The following is a 20,578-nucleotide window of genomic DNA, read 5'->3' as shown; positions in this document are numbered from 1 at the left end:
CCTCGCTATCGACATCGCAGGAGAACCGAATCCGTGGCCAACGAACCGTTGTTCCGCAAGTTCGAGCAGGACCTTTCGCCACGCCTGCCGTTTCCCGGCCACGGTGCTGCGCTGCTGCCGGACGTCACGGTGGAGAGCTACAACATCGAGCTGCGCCGCCAGGGCAAGTACGTGGGCGACCAGGCCGCCAAACGCGTGTTCTTCGATCGGCTGGACAACTGGCGCGCGACACTCAAAGGCAATGCGCAAGATCCGTTCGGCGACCTGCCCAGCGAACAGCTGGCAAAAAAGACCGTGGACAAAGTCCTCAGGGACGGCGATCCCGCCGCCGCAGGCGTCATCCAGTCGGCGATCGAGGACTTCGCCCAGTCGCTGTTCCAGGTGATCCGTTTCTTCCACGACAAATCCTGGCGCCGCGTCTCGCATGTCGTGGTCGGCGGCGGCTTTCGCGGTTCGCGCGTCGGCGAGCTGTCGATAGGCCGCGCACAGGCATTGCTGAAAGCCGACAAACTCGACGTGGAGCTGATGCCTATCCGGCACGATCCGGACGAGGCCGGCCTGATCGGTGCAATCTATCTGATGCCACGCTGGATCTTTGCCGGCTTCGACGCGATTCTTGCGGTCGACATCGGCGGTACCAATGTGCGCTGCGGCATCGTTCGTTTCGAATCCCGGCGCAGTGGCCAGCCCGGCGTGGAAAAACTACTGCTCTGGCGCCACGCCGACGACGATCCGTCGCGCGACCAGATGCTCGACGAAACCATAGGAATGTTGCGCACCCTGGTCAAGCTGGCGCAGCGGCGCAAGATACGTCTTGCGCCGTTCATCGGAGTCGGCTGTCCGAGCCGCGTGCGCCTGGATGGCCGCATCGAACAGGGCGATGCCAATCTGCCGGGCAACTGGCGCGCCAGACGCTTCCATCTACCCACGCTGCTGCGCGACGCGCTACCGGAAATCGACGGCCGCAGAACCATCGTCACAATGCACAACGATGCAGTAGTACAAGGCCTGAGCGCGCTGCCGGAGATGACCCAGGCACGGCAATGGGCCGTCGTCACCATAGGCACCGGGCTGGGCAATGCGCAATACGCGAATCCGCCGCCGGCAGGCAAGAAGTGAACATCGCCGCATCGTCGCGGCACAACCGCGCCGAGAATCCTGCTACCCGGCCGCCGTTACGCGGCAGCCTTGCTGCTGCGCCGCGGCTTCTCGCGCATGAACACTTCGACGCGACTGGTGTCCAGCGGCTTGGTCCAATGTTCGTCGAAGCCGACATCCAGGGAGAACTTCTGGTCGTCGGGCTCGCCCCAGCCGGTTACCGCGACCAGATAAGCCTCGCAGCCGCGCTCGCGCAGGACACGCGCCACATCGTGGCCACTGAGCTGCCCGAGCATCAGGTCCAGGAACACCAGGTCCGGCTCTTTCGCGAGGATGGCATCGACCAGCACGTCGAGCTGGGCCGAGGCGAGAACATCGGCGCGGTGCCCGATCATGCGCAGGAAATCGGCCAACAGGAAGGCCGAGGCGGCATTGTCGTCGACTACGACGGCCTTGCCGCCGCTCCAAACATCTGCCTGGTTCATCTGAATATTCCCGAGTAATGCGATGCGGCGCCGTCGTCGCAGGCCCGCTCCACCGGTGCCTGACGTCATCGACCGGTGTGGGCTCGACGGACGGACATTGCTGCATGCCTTGTCAGAAAAACGTGCACGGACGGTTGCGCGGCAGCGCACATTTCTCCTCGCGGCGATTGGCCCTGCTGCCAGACCGCCACAGCCGCAGCGCGCAGCGGGTCCGGGCAGCGTGCCAAGCTGCCGCCCAGTCCGTTTTTATACTCGTACATAAAAACCCATGAAGGCGCTCGTACAGACCTGTACCGGACGGCTAGAACTCCAGCGACGGTGTGTGTTCGCGGCGCTCGTACCAACCATCCGCCACGTCGACATACGCATTGAACGTATCCAGCGTGCGGGCATAGATGTGCAGCGACACGGTCACGTCGCGCGGCGACGGATTTCGACACAGGTGCAGCCCGTGTTCGGGCGTGAACCCCAGCGACTGCCCGGCAGCGACCAGCGAAACCCGGCTCGGTTCGAGACGCAGCAAATGGCCCGCATCCTCCTTGACGGCGAAGTCGACGACTTCGAGTTCACCCTGCCAGACAGATTCGATGCCCCACTGATCGCGGTGGTCGTGCACCGGCGTGCCTTGTCCGGGCGCCCACACCATCGCCACTATCTGGAAACCCTGCACCGGGCAGTGGTGCAGTTCGACGCGTCGGTAGCTGCGCGCCGTCGTCGCGTTCCAGCCCGCCAGCTGTGGGCGATACCTTTCGATCAGCGACGGCATGCGTGCGTTGAGCGCGCCCACCACTTCGCTCGTCTCGCGCAGCGCCCAGGCAGTTTCGACCTCGCGCACGATCTGCCGCAGCCCGGGAAATTCGCCGCGCGGCTGCGATGAAGAAGTCCGGCCAGCCTGATGCAGGAACGAAGAGTCTCGCGACGGCGATGGGAACATGTCGAACTCCGGCAGGCAGCGCGCTTGCTGCGTCTGCATGATTGGCGGCACGCCGTTAGTGCACGGTTAAGGATCGGGCGCGACTGCCTTAACGGCGTCGCCGGATGCACCGCGACGAAACCCCCGCCAGGCCGCGCCCGCGAGCGCACGGTGCCGCTACGCCGCCGGGCAGCAATCCACGCGAAGTGCTATCGATATGCCGTCGGGTCATGACTGCGCCGGCGAACCGGTTCGCACAATTGCCTCGCACCTTGCGATGCACCTGCGCCGACGAGGCGCCGGAGCAGCAGGCCGTTGGCAGGAATGCATTCACACGGCGTGTAACGACGAGCGTCGCGTCTCTCGCGGGGCCAGCGGCAACCTTCGCCGCTCAGGGCGATTGCATTTCGCCGCACACATAGCCCTGCAGGCGCCGTCCGCTCAGGAAAAAGCACAGTGCGCTCAGGCCATAAGCCGCGCCCGCCAAGATGGCGGCGAAAAGTATCGCGTACAGGCCGCCGGAAATCGTCGAGAACTTGTCGTAGTGGATGATGCCGTCAAGCAGTTGCCTGGTCTTTCGCATGGGCGGCGTCCTGTACGAGTTGCGCTGACTGCGCGACGTGGCGCGGCTTGACCTGCCTGCAAAGCGGCGTTTCCACGAATTGGCACTATGGGTGTCGCCGTCGATCCGCTTGTCCCAGCGCAGCGACCGGCCGGCACAGGCGATTTGGCACTGCGGCAGGTGCGAACAGTGCCAGTGCGTCCGACAAGCGCAGCGCATCGATATCCGGAAATCGCCCGGGCTTTTGCAAAGCCCGGGCGGCGAAGGCTGTTCCCGCCTATCGGCCAGTTCCTGCGATCTGCCGCCTACGCAGACGCGACAGGCCGAATCCGCCGAGCAACAGGCCGATCGTCGCGAGAACGAATGGCCCGCCCAAGGGCACCGGCACAGCCGGTACGACGGGACCGCCGGCGAAGCCCTCGAACTGGTTTGCGCTGAATGGCAAGGTTGGAATAGCCAGGTCGACCACGGCGTTCGCACCGGCACCGAAAATCAGCACGTCACGCAGGAAGTAAGGACCGTCGACACCTGAGCGGCCGATAGGCACGGCATCGAAACTGAAGAGAAGCCGGTTCGTTCCGGCCACAAGGTCGGCGGCACCGAAGGCAAAACCCAGTTCGTTGCCGTTTCTGTCGACCAGCACACCGGACCACTGGTAGAAACCAGCGCGATCGATATCGGCATCGACATGGATGTTCAGCAGATCGAACAGCCTGTCGCCATCGCTGTCGACGCCAGCGGAAGTCGCGCTGCCGGATACCCGGATCGGCTCGTGCTGAAATGCCGTGTAGCGATAGGCAGCGGTCTGGAATGCCGAGGAAAGTTCCGCGGCGGGGACCGCGCCTTCCGGCGTATTCTGCGCAAGCCGCAGCACCGCGACGGTATAGGGACCGTCGATGGCCCTGGCGAAAATCGCCGCACCGTCGAACCGCAATTCGACAACGTTGGTGCCGGCCTGCAGGGCAATGACCTGTGCCGCTTCATGCCGGTTGCCCGCGCTATCGGTCAGTTCGCCGTAGATGCGGTATTCGCCCGCTGCACCGGCATTGACCTGGGCACGCAGGACGAGATGGTCGAACAGGCCATCGCTGTTGCTGTCTTCGCCAGCGTCGCTCAGCGTGCCGGTGAACGACGCATTTGCCGACGAGACGGCGATCAGGCCGAAGATCTCGCGGGAAAACGCCGCGCCGTTGGCGCGCACGCCGGAAGCGGAAAATGCGACCGGCTGGAACCCAGCCAGTTTGTTGTCAGCAACCGTGGCCTGGTAGATGCCGTCGTTCGCGACCGTGTCCGGGGCAATGCCGTCGTCGCGCATCGCGAAGTTCTGCACAGTGGCATCGGGCCGCCTGACGCGCGCAGTCACCGATGCGCCAGTGACCGGCACCTGCGCGTCCGTGACTGCAGCCTTCAGCACTACCTGCCCGCCAATGGACAAGGCCTCACCGATGGAAGGGCTGCTCAGCACCAGATCGGCGTTCTGCAATTGCGCCTGCACTGCGTAGGCCACGCTGGAGCCCAGGGCTCCCGCGGCAACCTCTACCGTCCAGATGCCGGCTTCCGCAGCGAGCAGGCCGTAGACCGCAGCGCGGCCACCGGGAATGTCGCTCTGTTCGTACTCGATGTCGGGATCTGCAGCCGCTACGGCAGGATCTATGCGCCGACCGGAAGGCGATATCAGGGACATGCCCAGCGCGCCGGACGGGTAGAGCAGGGTAAACAGAGTCGGCAAACGCTGATCGACGGCAACGGCATGCGTGCGGTTTTGACCCGAGCCGATCTCGCCGCCGACCGTACCGGTGGCGATCATCGACGGCGACGAGCCCTGTGCGCTTTTCTCTGCGCCGGCACCCGCTGCATTTTCCTGTTTGCCCGCGCCCGCTTCGAGCAGGAACCGGTAGTTGTCGCTGAACACGCCGGCCGACGCATGCAGGCCCGAATGCGTCGCGTCCAAATTTTCGCCGCGGCTGACGACGGGCACTTTTCTCGTATAGCTCAGGGCATGCGCCGACCAGACCGGTACGATGGTGTCGCCTGGCGCTTCCGAAAGACTGAGCAGAAGACGGCTGAGCGGACGGCAGAAAATATTGATCGCCAGGCAATCGGGATTGTAATCGCCTGCCACCGCGGTGTAGTCCACCTTCGCGTTGGGGCCGTGATTGCGGTTGTAGAAATACATGTACGGCGTCGTCAGCTGATACCCGGCCGGCCCGGCGAGCGCGTTGGCCACGAGCGTGCCGCCCAGTCCGAACAGGACTACCGACGAGGCCTGTATCTTGTCCGCCAGAGGGCTGCCGGCATTGGGCGTTCCCAGCTGCAGCAGGTTCTCGACGCTGTCGTTGTTTTCGACAAATTCGCGCGAATCCAGGCCACCTTTGCTATGCGCGACGATATTCACCCTGTCCACGCCCCAGCGGCGCTTGACCGCTTCGACGTGGGTCGCAATCTGCGCTGCGTTGGCCGAAATGCCGCCCAGCGCACCGAGGTTGAGATGGGTCATGGGAACGCCAAATGCCGCCAGGCGGGGAACCCACAGCGCGTCCCAGATATACCCACCGGAAAATATCCCGTGCACGCCGACCACGGGACGCACGGCCTTTTCCAGCTCCAGTGCCGCCCAGTCGATTTCGGTACACCAGACCAGATCGGTATTCAGCACGTCGATATGCACTTCGACCCGGTTCAATTCCGTAGCGACACTGCCGCCCTGGCCGGGGTCGGCGGGAAACCTGACCCATTCCACCGGAACCCGGAATGTGTTCTGGCGCCAGACGCCGTTGGCGCCTTTGAGAAACTCGCCGGGCACGACGTGGCCGTTGAACACCACGCGGTTGCGCTCGGGAAACCGGCCTGGCCCCGCATCGCCGGTGAAGTCCACGTCGTAGGCGGGCATGGAAAGAAGCACGGTTTCGGAAATCAGCCCTTTGGCCCGCAGCTGGGCCAGATTGCCTACGGCGCGGTCGACGGGAATGTCGAAGATCAACGGACCGGCGTCGCGAAAGACGCAGCCCGTATCCAGGCCCGGCGCGGTGTCCACCACATAGCGCAGATCGCTGCTTTGCGGCGGTGTGAACGGCGAGTTCCCCACATGCCGGACGGAATTCTGTTTCGGCGGTGCATAGGCCTGGTATCCCGGCTCGCCCGGCCGCGGATCACCGGCAACGACCGGTGTGGCAAACAACAAGGCCAGCGAGAAAAACGGCAGAAGAACGCCGTTTTTCCGGGCAAGGATTTTCATGAAGCTCATGGTCGGGTTCTCCAGAAAGAGAAAGTCATCGCCACCTGACAGGCTGTCCGCGCATGCCGCGGCTCGCCCACCGTCGTGGAATATCCAGAAACGCAAGGCGAAACCTGCCCGCAGCGCCGCCGGCAATCGCAGTCGCGCCTGATCGAATGCAAATCAATTTGTAGTGATTTACCCAATAAAAACATCGCGGCGCTACTGACGCGGCCGCGCGTCTCGCACAGCAGGCGAGTCGCCGGCTGTGCAAAGCAGACAAATCTGGCCGGCGGCGGTCAGCAGCCGGCTCGCGCGGTTCTCCTCCCTGGGCAGAGGGCACATCCCGCAAGGACAGTGCCGCCACCTCCGCGTTTGTCTCACCGCTTGTTTTGCGGCCCGAACCCTTCGCGGGAACGGCACAATGTCATGCGCTTGCGTCGCCCATCGTCAGCGGCTTCTTGCGCCGCCTGCCGGCGTCGCTGCTGCCGCGACGCTGCACCTGATGACCTGCCAGGTCATTGACCCGCATCGCCGCGGCGATGGAACCTGCGCCATGCCCGGCATCGAACTCACCCGCCATCGTCTTCTGCAGACGTCGATGGTTGCCGTCTGCGACGTCTGCCGCCGCGGCATCGCCGCGAACGTGGGCACTACCGAAAGCGCCGACGCGATGCAGCTGGTGTTTCCGTATCGCGGCGTGTCGGTCTGGCAGTTCGGCGCCGTGGAAACCGTAGCCGAGTCGAACCAGGTGCTGCTTCTCAACGCCGCCGAACGCTTTCGCGTCAGCCATCCAGCCGGCGGTGGCGATGCCAGTCTGGTGCTGGCGATAGTGCCGGCGCAGCTGCAGGAGATGGTGCCGAAAGCACTGCGGCGCGACGGTCCTGAATTTGCTTTTCGCCAGCGGCGCCTACGCATCGATCCGCGCGCGCAAGCGCTGGTCGCCATTCTGCGGCACAGCCTGCGCGTCGGCAGTGCCGAACCGCTGGAAGCGGAAAGCCTTGCACTGACGCTGGCGCAGCGCGCACTCGGCACGCGCACCGCGCGCGCGGCGACGGCAAGCACAGGACGGCAACGCCTGGCGGACAGGGCAAAGCTGGTCATCGCCAGCGACCTGTCGCGACGCTGGACGCTGGCCGATATCGCCAGCAAAGTCGGCGGCTCGGCGGTCTATCTGACCCAGGTATTCCAGCAAGTCGAAGGCCTGCCGCTGTATCGCTACCAGTTGCGCCTGCGATTGGCCCGCGCGCTCGACCTGATGCACCAGTACGACGACCTGACTGCGCTGAGCCTCACCCTGGGCTTTTCCAGCCACAGCCATTTCAGCGCGGCATTCCAGCAAGCCTATGGCCGTTCGCCGACGCAGTACCGCGAACTCGCGCGACAGCGCTGAGGCGGGCCAGGCGTAGTCGCTAAAGATTCCGACAGCGCCGCAACGCCCCAGGCTGGTCTACTGGCCATACCCGGACTGCGGGTTTTTCCACAAGAGAACATCATGGCCAATACCACCTGCGCCGCCTGCGACTGCACGCTGGACGCACATTCCGTCAGTGTCCGCATCGGCGGCAGGAACCTCGAGGTGTGCTGCGACGAATGCGCGGCAACGCTCAAGGAAGCCCATGCTTCCGCCACCGCGCCGAAAAGGAGCTGAATCATGCACGGCAATCTGTCATCGCCAACGCGCCAGTTCGTCGACACCGCCTCGGGGCGCATTGCCTATGCCGAACAAGGTGCCGGCCCCGTCGCGCTGTTCGTACACGGCGTACTGCTGAACAGCCACCTGTGGCGCCATCAACTGGCCCACCTGTCGGACATGCGGCGCTGCATCGCGCTGGACATTCTTGCCCACGGCGATACCGAGATCGACGCCGCGCAGGACGTTTCCGTAACAGCGAACGCGCATATGCTGGCGCAGTTTCTCGATGCGCTGGATATCGACCGGGTCGATCTCGTCGGCAACGACAGTGGCGGCGGTATCGCGCAGATTTTTGCGGCGCTGTATCCACAGCGCGTGCGCAGCCTCACCCTGACCGACTGCGACACGCACGACAACTGGCCGCCGGAAGCGTTCAAGCCGTTCCTGGCCACAGCGGCTGCCGGCGGGCTGCGCGACCTGCTCGACGCGATGCTGGCCGACAAGGCCATCTACCGTTCCACACAGGCACTGGGGCCAGCCTACCAGCAGCCGGAAAACCTCAGCGATGCGAGCATCGAGACCTACCTGCGTCCGCTGGTCCGCAGCGAGCAGCGCACACGCGACTTCCAGCGTTTTCTCGGCCAGTTCGACAACAGCCATACCCTCGCCATCGAAAGCCGGCTGAAGACGTTGCAGGCACCGACGCTGATCGCCTGGGGCACGGACGATATCTATTTCGACCTGCGCTGGTCGCACTGGCTGGCCGCGACGATTCCCGGCACGCGCAAGCGCGTCGAGTTCGAGGCTGCACGCATCTTCTTCCCGGAAGAACGCTGGGCGGAATTCAACAGCGAATTGCGCGCGCACTGGCAGGCGAGCGCTTAGCCGACGTTACGGGCGAGGCATCGCCAGCGATGCTTCGCCTCGCGCTGGGTATGCAGCAGCGCATTGTCTGGCCATGACTGCAACGATCGCAATCTGTGCACATCGGGGATGGCATCGAGGCCGGTCAAAACCATTGGCGAAAATCAGATCCAAGGAACGACTGCATCGCGCCGAGCTTGAAGAACGCCGGTCCGGTTCGTGCGCTGCGCCTGTCAGATCACCCGGGAAAACCGCGGCTGCGCCGATGGCAGCTGCAAGTACGCATCGAAGCACATCGCGATCACGCGCAACAGCAGGCGTCCGCGCGGCGTGGCCGTAATGCGCGCCTTGTCGCAGATCACCAGGCCGTCGCGCTGCAGGGGCTGCAGTTGCTGCAGCGCGTCGGCGAAGTACTCGGCGAATACGATAGCGTGGCGCGATTCGAGCGCAGCAATATCGATGACACCCTGGCACATCAGCTGCTGGATCGCGTCTTCCCGCAGCAGATCGTCGCTGGTCAATGCCAGCCCGCGCCAGAGTGCGGGCCTGCCCGCATCGACGGCCGATTCCCAGTCGCGCAAGGCGCGCGGGTTCTGCCAGTAGGCATCGGCGATGCGGCTGATCGCGCTGACTCCCAGCCCGAGCAGATCGGTGTCCGCATGCGTGGTATAGCCCATGAAGTTGCGCTGCAGGCTGCCCTTGGCCTGAGCCCGCGCCAGTTCGTCCAGCGGCAGAGCGAAATGGTCCATGCCGATATGCCGGTAGCCAGCGGCACCGAGCTTTTCCACCGCCAGTTGCAGCAGCGCGAGCTTGGCCTCGGCAGCAGGCAGGTCTGCCGCAGCAATCTGCTGCTGGGCGCGGAACAGATGTGGCATATGCGCATAGCCGTACACCGCCAGCCGCTGCGGCGCCGCAGCGATCACCGTGTCCAGCGTGCCGCCGAAGCCGCGCAAGGTCTGCCGCGGCAGGCCGTAGATCAGGTCGACATTGATCGAGGCCATGCCATGTTCGCGACAGGCGTCGATCACCGCCCGGGTCTGCGCCACGCCCTGGAAGCGGTTCACCGCCTGCTGCACGCCGGCATCGAAATCCTGAATGCCGAGACTGGCGCGGTTGAAGCCCAGTGCTGCCAGTTGCGCCACGTCCTGCGGCGTGACGAAACGCGGATCGAGTTCGATGGAGAAGTCGCGTTCGCGCCGTGTGCTGAGACGAAACTGCCGCTGCAGGCTTTGCATCAGCACGCGCAGCTGCGCCGGGCCGAGGAAATTCGGCGTACCACCGCCCAGGTGCAGCTGCACCACTTCGCGGTCGCGGTCGAACAGTGGCGCCATCTGTTCGATCTCGCGCAGCAGCCGCTGCAGATACACCTCGCCCTTGCCCGGATCGCGCGTGATCAGGCGGTTGCAGCCACAGTAGAAACACGGACTGCTGCAATAGGGAATATGCAGGTACAGCGACAAATGCCGCGGAATCAGGTCGCCGTTGCTGCGCGCGATCTGCTGGCGCATCGCCGTCGCGTCGAAACTGCTGTTGAACTGCGGCGCGGCGGGATACGAGGTATAGCGCGGCCCGGGTTTGTCGTAGCGGCGCAGCAGGTCGGAGTCGAAAGCAAGTGTGCTCATGCGGGCATGCTGAACGCTGCCCGGCCGCCCCGCCTTGACCAGGATCAAGCCGATGCGGCTTGCCGCGCCGTATCGGCGGTGGCCGCTCTGGGTGCTGGCGGCCGCACCGCGGAGTCGGCCCCAGGCACTACCGGAATCTCCAGGACCAGCACGCAATCGCGCCAGCCCAGCCGATGCCAGAATTCCAGCGCGGCGCGATTGTGTACCAGCACATCGAGGATCAGGCGCTTGCCCGGCCGCCAGATTTCCCGGCGCAGGCAATCGACGGCCGCCTGGCCAAGGCCGTGGCGGCGTGCGTGGGGCAATACCAGGAATTGGGCCAGGTAGATTTCGTCGGCACTTTCGCGAAATAGCGCGTAGGCGGCGGTGCGACCGCTGGCGTCGGTGAACAGCACGGCGCGATAGGCGCCGCTGTCCAGCCATGCCTGCAGCCGTTCGTGCAGGAAAGAAAAATCGTCGGGTCCGAAATCGGCGCCTTCGCGCACGAGTTGTTGATTCAGGCGGGCCAGCTCGGCGCAATCGGCCGCAACAGCCCAGCGATAGGACAAGGTGCTCAAACAGGTGCTCGGGTTTGCGGCCGATTGCCGCCGGTAGTGCGGGCGCGTGCCTGCGCGAAAAGCCAGCGCAGTCTCGCGCGGACTGTATTGCGTCAGCGTCGATGTCCGGCTTGCGCCGGCTGCCGCCGCCGGCTTGCTGCAATTACGGGTTTGCGGCTGCGCCGCTGCAAAGCACGCTGCAGCAGCAGCGCGTAGCCGAGCAGACCCAGCAGAAACATCAGCAATATGCCCAAACTGTGCATGTGCAAAGCCTCGCGAAAACGTCGATCCAGTCTGGCACCGCGCCGAGTAAAGGGTCCATGCACGCGCAGCGGCCTGCGCGTAAACGCCGCGTAAACTCCACGCCACGTGCGCGAACAGCAGCGCCATGACGGCGCGAATTTACGCCGTGTTTACGCCGCAGGCCGATGCTGCATCTGGTTTGTTTACGCCCGTCGACCGGACAATTTCGCTGCTCCATTTCGGAGTTGGAACGAGTCGAATGCGGCGATGAACGCCCCTACTGGCAAGATGTTTTGCATACTGGCGGCACTGACTGCCGCCACCGCTGCGCCGCTGGCGCAGGCACTGGATTTCAGCGGCTCCGCCACGCTGACCAGCGATTATGTATTCCGCGGCATTTCCCAGACCCAGGGCGATGCAGCACCGCAACTGGGCGTGAAGGCCGCATTGGATTCCGGCTTCTACGGCGCACTGTGGGGCTCGACCGTCGACTACGGCCAGGCCCTGGGTACCGACGCGGAAGTGGACCTGGTTGCCGGCTGGAACAAGACCCTGGCCGAACGCTGGAACCTGGATGTGAACCTCACGCGCTTCACCTATCCGGGCACGCGCCAGCCGGTCAATCTCGACTACAACGAAGTCATCGCCACGCTGACGCTGGACCAGCGCTGGTGGACGATGCTGGGCTGGTCGGAAAACGTGCTGGCCACCGGCGAGCGCGGTGTCTATGTCGAGGTCGGGGCCAAGTTCCCGCTCAGCGATAGATTCCGCTTCGAAACCGTCGCCGCGCATTACGACCTCGACGATGCCTACGGCGCCAGCTACAGCCGCGCGCAGGTATCGGCAATCTATACGGTCGGACAAGTGGATTTCCGCGCTTCCGGCCACTGGACCAGCGACAGCGCCAGGCGCATTTTCCCCGGTGTCGCCGGCAGCCGCCTCGAAGCGGCGGTGAGCTGGAACTTTTAGTCCTCCGCCGCCTGGGGACAGGCGGCGGCTTTTTTTCCGTCAGCGAGACCTGTGCATGAGCGCCTTGACGATTTTCCTGTTGCTCCTGAGCGGCGCGCTCGGAGCCTACCTGCTGGTCGCGTTGCTGCGGCCGGACAAATTCTGAGCCGGAGCCTGCCATGGCCGAAATCCTGTTGATTCTTGCCTTGTCGGTGCTGCTGGCCTGGCCGCTGGGTCACTACCTTGCCCGCGTGCTGAAGGGCACGCCCAGCCGCAGCGATGCGCTGTTCGTGCCGATCGAAAGCACGATCTACAACCTGCTGCGCATCGACCCGCGCCGCGGCATGAGCTGGCGCGGCTATGCGCTGGCCTTCCTGGTCAGCAATGCCCTGCTCTGCGTCTTCGCCTGGCTGGTGTTCATGTTCCAGCATTGGCTGCCGCTGAATCCCGATGGCATTCCCGGCATGCGCTGGGATCTGGCCCTGCACACGGCCATTTCCTTCATCACCAATACCAACCAGCAGCATTACTCCGGCCAGGCGCAGCTGTCGTACCTGTCGCAGATGGTCGGTATCGTCAGCCTGCAAGTGCTCACGCCGATGATGGGCCTGGGCATCGCCGCGGCAATCCTTCGTGGCCTGTTCGGCGGCCTGAATGCAGCGACGGCGCAGGAAGGCGAGGAACGCAATCTCGGCAACTACTGGGTCGACGTGACGCGGCTGTCCCTGCGCGTATTCCTGCCTCTGTCGCTGGTGCTGTCGCTGGCGCTGACCTCGCAAGGTGTGCCCAGCACGTTCGCTGGCGCGCAGACCGCGCAGCCCATCGATGCCAGCGCAGGCATGGCCGAGCAGACGATACCGGTAGGCCCGGTCGCCGCCATGGTCGCGACCAAGCAGCTCGGCACCAACGGCGGCGGCTGGTACGGCCCGAACAGCGCCGTGCCGCTGGAAAACCCGACGCCGCTGGCGAATGCGCTGGAAATTATCGCGATCGTGGTACTGCCCATCGCGGTCGTGTTCATGGTCGGGCCATTCACCGGACGGCGCCGCCTGACCGCGCTGGTATTCGGCGTCATGGCGACCTTGTCGGTCGTTTCGCTGGGCCTGGCGCAATGGTCGGAATACCAGCCGAATGCGGCCGTCGCCGGACTGGCCGCGCCCGGCCCCAACCTCGAAGGCAAGGAAGTGCGCTTCGGTGCGTCTGGCTCGGCGCTGTGGGCGGCCGTCACCACGCAGACATCCAACGGTTCGGTCAATGCGATGCACGATTCGCTCAACCCGCTGGCCGGCACCGTGGCGCTGGTGAACATGCTGATCAACTCGATCTGGGGCGGCATCGGCTGCGGGCTGGTCGGACACCTGGTGTTCCTGCTGCTCAGCATCTTTATCGCCGGGCTGATGATAGGGCGCACGCCAGAGGTATTCGGCAGGAAACTCGAAACCGGCGAAGTGCGGCTGCTGTCGTTCCTGATCGTGCTGCAAAGCCTGGTCATCCTGGGCTTCACGGCATTGGCCCTGGTCATTCCCGGCGTTGCGGCAAATTCCAATCCGGGATTGCACGGCATTGCGCAGGTTTTCTACGAGTACACCTCGGCCTATGCCAACAACGGCTCTGGATTCGAAGGCCTGGGCGATGCGAGCTACTGGTGGAACCTCAGCGCCTCGGCCACCCTGCTGCTGGGCCGCTATCCCTGCCTGCTGATTCCGCTGCTGGTGGCGGGCCGCCTGGCACGCAAGCGCCAGGCACCGGAAAGCGCCGGCAGCCTGAATATCGAGAGCGCCACCTTCGGCGCCACCATGATCGCCGTCATCGTGCTGATCACCGTGCTGTCCTACCTGCCTGCGCTGGTGCTCGGCACCGTAGGCGAACAGCTGATGCTGGCCGGCGGTTGAGCCGGCACCCGAATCGATATCGAGAACGACAATGGATACTTCTTCCCGTCATGGCATCAAGGTGCATGCGGCACGCTTTACCGCACAGGCGATGCAGGAGGCCGTGCGCGACGCCTTCGTCAAGCTGGCGCCGCGCACGATGATGAAAAACCCGGTGATGTTCGTGGTGCTGGTCGGTACCGTGCTCACCACCGGCCTGTCGCTGCAGGCGTTGGCCAAGGGCCAGCCCTGGGCTTATACCCTGGTGGTCGCGCTGATTCTGTTCGTCACCGTGCTGTTCGCCAATTTCGCCGAGGCCGTGGCCGAGGCCCGCGGCCGCGGCCAGGCGGCCAGCCTGCGCGCGGCGCGTTCGCAGCTGGTCGGCCGGCGCTGGCGCAACGGCCAGTTCGAATACCTGCCGGCGGCGGAGCTGCGGCCTGACGATATCGTCGTGGTCAGCGCCAACGAGCAGATTCCCGCCGACGGCGAAATCGTCGAAGGCGTGGCCTCGATCAACGAAGCTGCGGTCACCGGCGAATCGGCACCGGTGCTGCGCGAAGCCGGCACCGACCGCTCCGGCGTGATTGCCGGCACGACGGTGCTGTCGGACGAGATCAAGGTGCGCGTCACCGCCCAGCCCGGCGCCAGTTTCCTCGACCGCATGATCGCCCTGGTGGAAGGCGCGCAGCGGCAGAAGACGCCGAACGAGCTGGCCCTGACCGTATTGCTGGCGGCACTGACCCTGGTGTTTCTCATCGTCGTGGTCACCCTGCCCGCATTGGCGCAATTTGCAGATGTAAAAATCGATGTCGTCGTGCTGGTGGCTCTGCTGGTCTGCCTGATCCCGACCACCATCGGCGGCCTGCTGCCGGCGATCGGTATTGCCGGCATGAACCGCGCGCTGGAAGCGAACGTGATCGCGAAATCCGGCAAGGCCGTGGAACTGGCCGGCGATATCGACACCCTGCTGCTGGACAAGACCGGCACCATCACCCTGGGCGATCGCCGTGCGACCGAGTTCATTGCCGTGGCCGGGGCCCGCGTGCCGGATCTGCGCGAAGCCGCCCTGCTCGCCTCGCTGTCCGATCCCACGCCCGAAGGCAAGTCCATTGTCGCGCTGGCGCAGGCCCAGGGCGCCAGTTCCGGCGACATATCCAGTTCCACCTTTGTGCCATTCAGCGCCGAATCGCGCATGTCCGGTGTCGACCTGGCCAGCGGCCGGCGCATCCGCAAGGGCGCGCGCTCGGCCATCGTGGCCTGGGCGCGGGTCGGCTCGGTCGCCGTACCGGCGGATCTCGATGCCGCGGTAGACCGCATCGCCCGCGGTGGCGCCACGCCGCTGGTGGTGGCCGACGACACGCGTGTGCTCGGCGTGATCGCCCTGGCGGACATCGTCAAGCACGGTGTGCGCGAGCGCTTTGCCCGCCTGCGCGCCATGGGCGTGCGCACCGTGATGATCACCGGCGACAACCCGCTGACCGCCGCCGCCATCGCCGCCGAAGCCGGCGTCGACGATTTCCTCGCCGAGGCCAAGCCCGAGGACAAGCTCGCGCGCATCCGCGCCGAACAGGCCGAAGGCCGCCTCGTCGCCATGGTCGGCGACGGCACCAACGATGCGCCGGCGCTGGCCCAGGCCGACATCGGCCTGGCCATGAACTCGGGCACCCAGGCGGCGAAGGAAGCCGGCAACATGGTCGACCTGGATTCCGATCCGACCAAGCTGCTGTCCGTGGTCGAAATCGGCAAGCAGCTGCTGATCACCCGCGGCGCGCTGACCACGTTCTCGCTGGCCAACGACGTGTCGAAGTATTTCGCCATCATTCCGGCGATCTTCGTCGCGGCGATTCCGGGCATGGCGGCGCTGGACATCATGCACCTGTCGGGCCCGGTCAATGCGGTGCTGGCGGCGCTGATCTTCAATGCGGCGATCATCCCCGCGCTGATTCCGCTGGCCCTGCGCGGCGTGTCGTTCCGCCCGGGCAGTGCCGAGTCGCTGCTGCGGCGCAACCTGCTGCTGTTCGGCGTCGGCGGCGTGGTGCTGCCGTTCATCGCCATCAAGCTGATCGACCTGGTGCTGGCCGCCGTGTTCGGCGCGCGCTGATTCCGTTCCGGAGAAAAAGCATGAATGTTGCAACGTATAAAACCGAACTCGACAACAGCGGCGGCGGCCTCTGGCCTGCCCTGCTCTGGAGTGCGCTGCTGGTCGTGATCTGCGGCTTGATCTATCCCGCCGTCGCCACAGTCGCTGGCGGCCTGCTGTTTCCACAGCAGGCGCGCGGCAGCCTGGTCGAGCGCGACGGCAAGATCGTCGGTTCGCGCCTGGTGGCACAACCCTTCGCCGATGCACGCTATTTCCAGCCGCGGCCGTCGGCGGCAGGCTACGATCCGAAAGCCTTGTCCGGCAGCAATCTCGCCAGCAGCAATCCTGCCCTGCGCGAACGCGTGACCCAGGATTCCGCCGCCGTCGCCGCGCGCGAAGGCGTGGCAGCGGAATCACTGCCCAGCGATCTGGTGACCACATCGGGCTCGGGCATCGATCCGCACCTGTCACCGGCCGCGGCGCAGGTGCAGGTGGCGCGCGTGGCCAGGGCGCGCGGCCTGCGCGCGGACCAGGTCGAAGCCCTGTTGCACCAGCACACGCAGCATCGCACCCTGGGTGTGCTCGGCCAGCCGCGCGTCAATGTGCTGGAATTGAACCTCGCGCTGGATCAGCTGCAACGCTGAGGCTTGCATAGCCCGGCGCCAGCCACCACGCTGGCGCCCGGTGCCGCCGCTATCACCCACTTCGCCGGAACTGCCGCATGCCTGAAGCCACCCGCACCGACGAGCGCCACGCCAAGGCGAACGCCCTGCTCGACCAGATCGAACGCGAGGCATCGGGGCGGCTGAAGGTGTTCCTCGGCGCCGCGCCGGGCGTCGGCAAGACCTACGCCATGTTGTCGGCCGCGCGCGAACTGAAGCGCCAGGGCCTGGACGTGGTCGTCGGCCTGGTCGAAACCCATGGCCGGGCTGAGACCCAGGCCCTGCTCGACGGCCTGGAGCTACTGCCGCGCCGTGCCTTCGCCGGTGCCGAGCGCGCCCATGACGAGTTCGATGTCGATGCGGCACTGGCGCGCAAACCGGCGCTGGTCCTGGTCGACGAGCTGGCCCATCGCAATGTGTCCGGCAGCCGTCATGAGCGCCGCTACCAGGACATCGAGGAACTGCTCGACGCCGGCATCGACGTCTATACCACGGTGAATATCCAGCACCTGGAAAGCCTCAACGACGTGGTGCAGCAGATCACCGGCGTGCGCGTGCGCGAGACCGTGCCCGATGCGTTCTTCGACCGCGCCCGCGACGTGGTGCTGATCGACCTGCCGCCGCGCGAGCTGATCGAGCGCCTGCGCCAGGGCAAGGTATACCTGCCGGAACTGGCCAGCAGTGCGCTGGAGCGCTTCTTCACCGCGTCCAACCTGACCGCGCTGCGCGAGCTGGCCATGCAGACCGCGGCCGACCGCGTCGACGCCGACCTGCGCGAAGTACAGGCCGCGCAGGGCAGCGGGCCGGTGCCGGTGCGGCGGCGCGTACTCGCGGCCATCGACGGCAGCGACAACAGCGAATACCTGGTGCGCTTCGCACGCCGCATCGCCGAGCGGCGCCAGGCGGCGTGGACGGTGGTACATGTGGATTCCGGCAGAAATAGCGGCGACGCCGAACAGCAGGCACGCCTGGACGCGGCGCTGCGCCTGGCGCGCCGGCTCGGCGGCGAAACTGAATCCCTGCGCGGCCACGACGTAGCCGGCGAACTGCTGGGCTATGCCGGCCGCAACAGCGTCGCCACCATCGTCATCGGCCGCACGCGCGAACGGCCCTGGGCACGCCTGCTCAACCGCACCCTGAGCCAGCAGCTGCTGCAGCGCGGCGCGCATTTCGAACTGACCATCGTGGCCACGCCGATGGCCCGTGCCCGGGCACGCCGCGCCCTGCTGCAGGGCGCCAACGCGCCGCTGCGTGACTATGGCATCGCCCTGCTGGTTTCGCTGGTGGCGCTGGGGCTGGCGCATGTCGCCGACCGGGTGTTGTCGGTCTCCAACCTGTCGCAGATCTTCACAGTCGCCGTGCTCATCGTGGCGGTGCGCTCTCGCATGAGCGTGGCGGTGTTCAGCGCCATTGTGTGTTTCTTTGGCTACAACTTCTTTTTTGCACCGCCGCGCTACACCCTGGCCATTGCCAACGGCAGCGATGCGCTGACCGTGGTGCTGTTCCTGGCCACAGCGCTGATCTGTTCGCGCCTGGCCACGCGCCTGTCCACCCAGGTGCAGATGCTGCGCGATGCCAACGCCCATGCGGGCACGCTGGGCCGGCTGGGGCGCGACCTGGCCGCCGCGGCCGACGCCGGCCAGGTCGCGGCGATCGGCGTTCGCACCCTGTCGCGCAGTTTCGACGCACAAGCCGCCGTGCTGACACCCGATACGATGACCGGCCTGCTCGTTGCCAGCGCCTCCGCCCCGCCGTCGCTGGCCTTGAGCGCAACCGACCGCGCCGCCGCCGACTGGTGCCTGCAGCACGACCAGCCCGCCGGCCGCTATACCGACACGCTGAATGCATCCACCTGCTGGCTGCTGCCGCTCAGCGGCGACGGCAGCACGCTGGGCGTGGTTGCCCTGCGCCTGCCGCGGGAAGAAGCCGTGCTGTCGCCACAGCGGCGCGACCTGGTCCTCGCCATCGTGCAGGACATTGCCCAGGCCCTGGCGCGCACGCGCCTGGCCGATGCGCTGGAAAATGCGCGCGTACAGGGCGAAACCGAACGCCTGCGCGCGGCACTGCTGTCCTCGGTCTCGCACGACCTGCGCTCGCCGCTGTCGGCCATGCTGGGCTCGGCCGAAAGCCTGCAGCGTTTCGGCACGCAGATTCCCGCCGGCGAACGCGACGAACTGCTCGACGGTATCGTCGCCGAAGGCCAGCGCCTGGACCGCTACATCCAGAACCTGCTCGACATGACGCGCCTGGGCCATGGCACGCTGAAGCTGGCGCGCGACTGGGTGGCGCTGGAGGAAATCATCGGCTCCTGCGCGCTGCGCCTGCGCAAGGTCTTTCCCGACGTGGCGGTGGAACGCGAACTGCCGGCCGAGCCGCTACCGCTGCTGTACGTGCATCCGGCACTGATCGAGCAGGCACTTTTCAACATCATGGAAAACGCGGCGAAGTTCTCGCCACCCGGCGCAGCGATCCGCATCCGCGTGCTGCGCGACGCCAGCCAGCTACTGATCGACGTGATCGACCGCGGCCCCGGCATTCCGGAAAACGAGCGCGCGCGTATCTTCGACCTGTTCTATTCGGTGGAACGCGGCGACCGCGGCAAACAGGGCACCGGCCTCGGACTGTCGATCTGCCAGGGCATGATCGGCGCCCACGGCGGCTCGGTACAGGCCTTGCCGGGCGAAGGCGGCGACGACGGTACGGTGATACGCGTGACACTGCCGTTGACAGCGGCGGAGCCGGCCTGAAAGCGAGGGTGTTGCGCCGCGCGGGGCGCAATCATCGCAGACTGCGATGAGCGAGCGCGAATTGCACAGCAAGGCCGCGACACTCGCCTCCGTCGCAAGCCCCTGCGGCGCAATTCGCTGTGCTCATCTGCGCCCTACGACAGCAATGCCCGCGTCGCTGCCGCTGTTCGCACGCTTCATTTGATCGCGTTGTACAAGCCGCCTTCGACATTCAAGGCCGCGCCGTTCGTCGCCGCCGACAGGGGGCTGGCGACATAGGCGACCAGGCTGGCGATCTCCTGCGGCTCGATCATGCGCTGCAGCAGCGACGAGGAACGGTGCTGGGTGAAGAATTCCGCTTCGATCTGCTCGGGCGTGCCGTTCGGATCGCTGGCCACGCTGCGCAGGAAATCGACGATGCCCTCGGAACGCGTAGGCCCGGGCAATACCGAGTTCACCGTCACGCGCGTGCCCTTGGTCAGGTTGGCCAGGCCGCGGGCGATGGACAGTTGCGCGGTCTTGGTCATGCCGTAGTGGATCATGTCCGGCGGAATCACCAGCGCCGATTCGCTGGCGACAAAGATGATGCGGCCCCAGTCGCGCTGCAGCATGCCGGGAAAATACGCCCGCGACAGGCGCACGCCACTCATCACGTTCACTTCGTAGAAATGCAGCCAGTCCGCATCGCTGATCTCGGCAAAGGGCTTGCTTTCGTAGATGCCGAGGTTGTTGACCAGAATATCCACGGCGGGCACGGCATCGACCAGCGCCTGCGCACCGGCGGCAGTGGCCGCATCGGCCAGTACGCCGCGGACGTCTTTGCCACCGGATGCACGGATCGATGCAATGGCCTGGTCGAGCTTGGCCTGGCTGCGCCCGCTCACGATCACCTGCGCGCCTTCGACCGCCAGCGTGCGTGCGATTTCCAGGCCTATCCCCGCGGTGGAACCGGTGACCAGGGCGGTCTTGCCGTTGAGTTGCAGATCCATGTGAGCGCTCCCGATAGATGGTCCACGCAGCATAGCGCCTGCACCGCAGCCGGATTACTCCCCGCCCAGGCAAGACTCTGCTGCGTGGCCGGCAACAATGCGCACGAGGAAGCGCCCCGCGGATCACCA

Annotated in this window: 18 protein-coding genes; 10 read left to right on the top strand and 8 right to left on the bottom strand. The window is 65.7% G+C overall.

The genetic code is table 11. The annotated features are described in order from the left end of the window. Positions 1–33: 33 nt before the first annotated feature. Complete coding sequence (locus DFR29_RS07045; RefSeq protein WP_208113526.1) at positions 34–1,119, top strand: ROK family protein; 1,086 nt, start codon at positions 34–36, stop codon at positions 1,117–1,119. Positions 1,120–1,175: 56 nt separating this feature from the next. On the opposite strand, the gene DFR29_RS07040 is transcribed toward DFR29_RS07045, so the two are convergent. The 5 genes from DFR29_RS07040 to DFR29_RS29050 form a co-directional block, all read right to left on the bottom strand. Then, positions 1,176–1,583, bottom strand: a complete 408-nt coding sequence (locus DFR29_RS07040) for a response regulator transcription factor (RefSeq protein WP_166653932.1) — start codon at positions 1,581–1,583, stop codon at positions 1,176–1,178. 301 nt (positions 1,584–1,884) lie between these two features. Beyond that, positions 1,885–2,556, bottom strand: a complete 672-nt coding sequence (locus tag DFR29_RS07035; protein WP_133817876.1) for a cysteine dioxygenase — start codon at positions 2,554–2,556, stop codon at positions 1,885–1,887. Between the two features lie 331 nt (positions 2,557–2,887). After that, the gene (locus DFR29_RS07030) at positions 2,888–3,079 is read right to left on the bottom strand and encodes a hypothetical protein (RefSeq protein ID WP_133817875.1); all 192 of its coding nucleotides are present in this window, start codon (positions 3,077–3,079) and stop codon (positions 2,888–2,890) included. Positions 3,080–3,335: 256 nt separating this feature from the next. Further along, positions 3,336–6,302 (bottom strand): choice-of-anchor X domain-containing protein, encoded by a 2,967-nt coding sequence (locus DFR29_RS07025; protein WP_133817874.1) that lies wholly within the window; start codon positions 6,300–6,302, stop codon positions 3,336–3,338. A 397-nt stretch (positions 6,303–6,699) separates the two neighbouring features. Further along, complete coding sequence (locus DFR29_RS29050; RefSeq protein ID WP_166653931.1) at positions 6,700–6,855, bottom strand: hypothetical protein; 156 nt, start codon at positions 6,853–6,855, stop codon at positions 6,700–6,702. A gap of 18 nt (positions 6,856–6,873) precedes the next feature. Between DFR29_RS29050 and DFR29_RS07020 the strand changes: the two genes are divergently transcribed. The 3 genes from DFR29_RS07020 (at position 6,874) to DFR29_RS07015 (ending at position 8,793) form a co-directional block, all read left to right on the top strand. Beyond that, positions 6,874–7,665: a helix-turn-helix transcriptional regulator gene (locus DFR29_RS07020; protein WP_133817873.1), complete on the top strand. Its 792-nt coding sequence runs from the start codon at positions 6,874–6,876 to the stop codon at positions 7,663–7,665. 102 nt (positions 7,666–7,767) lie between these two features. Then, a complete protein-coding gene (locus DFR29_RS29045) occupies positions 7,768–7,923 on the top strand; it encodes a hypothetical protein (protein WP_166653930.1) in 156 nt (51 codons plus the stop codon). Positions 7,924–7,926: 3 nt separating this feature from the next. Beyond that, positions 7,927–8,793 carry an alpha/beta fold hydrolase gene (locus DFR29_RS07015; RefSeq protein ID WP_133817872.1) on the top strand — a complete coding sequence of 289 codons (867 nt, stop codon included), beginning with the start codon at positions 7,927–7,929 and terminating at the stop codon, positions 8,791–8,793. Positions 8,794–9,005: 212 nt separating this feature from the next. Here DFR29_RS07015 and hemN read toward each other — a convergent pair whose 3' ends face one another. Next, positions 9,006–10,394: an oxygen-independent coproporphyrinogen III oxidase gene (gene hemN / locus DFR29_RS07010; protein WP_133817871.1), complete on the bottom strand. Its 1,389-nt coding sequence runs from the start codon at positions 10,392–10,394 to the stop codon at positions 9,006–9,008. Positions 10,395–10,438: 44 nt separating this feature from the next. Next, positions 10,439–10,951, bottom strand: coding sequence for a GNAT family N-acetyltransferase (locus DFR29_RS29040; protein WP_166653929.1), 513 nt, complete (start codon positions 10,949–10,951; stop codon positions 10,439–10,441). 489 nt (positions 10,952–11,440) lie between these two features. On the opposite strand from DFR29_RS29040, the gene DFR29_RS07000 reads away from it, so the two are divergent. From DFR29_RS07000 to DFR29_RS06975, 6 genes are all read left to right on the top strand, one after another. Continuing rightward, positions 11,441–12,142: a TorF family putative porin gene (locus DFR29_RS07000; protein ID WP_133817869.1), complete on the top strand. Its 702-nt coding sequence runs from the start codon at positions 11,441–11,443 to the stop codon at positions 12,140–12,142. A gap of 55 nt (positions 12,143–12,197) precedes the next feature. Continuing rightward, positions 12,198–12,287, top strand: a complete 90-nt coding sequence (gene kdpF / locus DFR29_RS06995) for a K(+)-transporting ATPase subunit F (protein ID WP_133817868.1) — start codon at positions 12,198–12,200, stop codon at positions 12,285–12,287. Between the two features lie 13 nt (positions 12,288–12,300). Then, entirely contained in the window at positions 12,301–14,013 is a 1,713-nt protein-coding gene (gene kdpA / locus DFR29_RS06990; RefSeq protein WP_133817867.1) for a potassium-transporting ATPase subunit KdpA, read from the top strand. A 31-nt stretch (positions 14,014–14,044) separates the two neighbouring features. Further along, a complete protein-coding gene (gene kdpB, locus DFR29_RS06985) occupies positions 14,045–16,093 on the top strand; it encodes a potassium-transporting ATPase subunit KdpB (RefSeq protein ID WP_133817866.1) in 2,049 nt (682 codons plus the stop codon). Between the two features lie 20 nt (positions 16,094–16,113). Further along, positions 16,114–16,716 (top strand): potassium-transporting ATPase subunit KdpC, encoded by a 603-nt coding sequence (kdpC, locus tag DFR29_RS06980; protein WP_133817865.1) that lies wholly within the window; start codon positions 16,114–16,116, stop codon positions 16,714–16,716. Between the two features lie 77 nt (positions 16,717–16,793). Beyond that, positions 16,794–19,481: a sensor histidine kinase gene (locus DFR29_RS06975; RefSeq protein WP_133817864.1), complete on the top strand. Its 2,688-nt coding sequence runs from the start codon at positions 16,794–16,796 to the stop codon at positions 19,479–19,481. Positions 19,482–19,657: 176 nt separating this feature from the next. On the opposite strand, the gene DFR29_RS06970 is transcribed toward DFR29_RS06975, so the two are convergent. Further along, positions 19,658–20,449 (bottom strand): SDR family NAD(P)-dependent oxidoreductase, encoded by a 792-nt coding sequence (locus DFR29_RS06970; protein WP_133817863.1) that lies wholly within the window; start codon positions 20,447–20,449, stop codon positions 19,658–19,660. Between the last annotated feature and the right edge of the window lie 129 nt (positions 20,450–20,578).

It is taken from the genome of Tahibacter aquaticus (assembly GCF_004363655.1).
Classification (GTDB): Bacteria; Pseudomonadota; Gammaproteobacteria; order Xanthomonadales; family Rhodanobacteraceae; genus Tahibacter; species Tahibacter aquaticus.
Note: the sequence above shows the minus strand (reverse complement) of the source record. Positions and strands in the feature narration are given on the sequence as shown.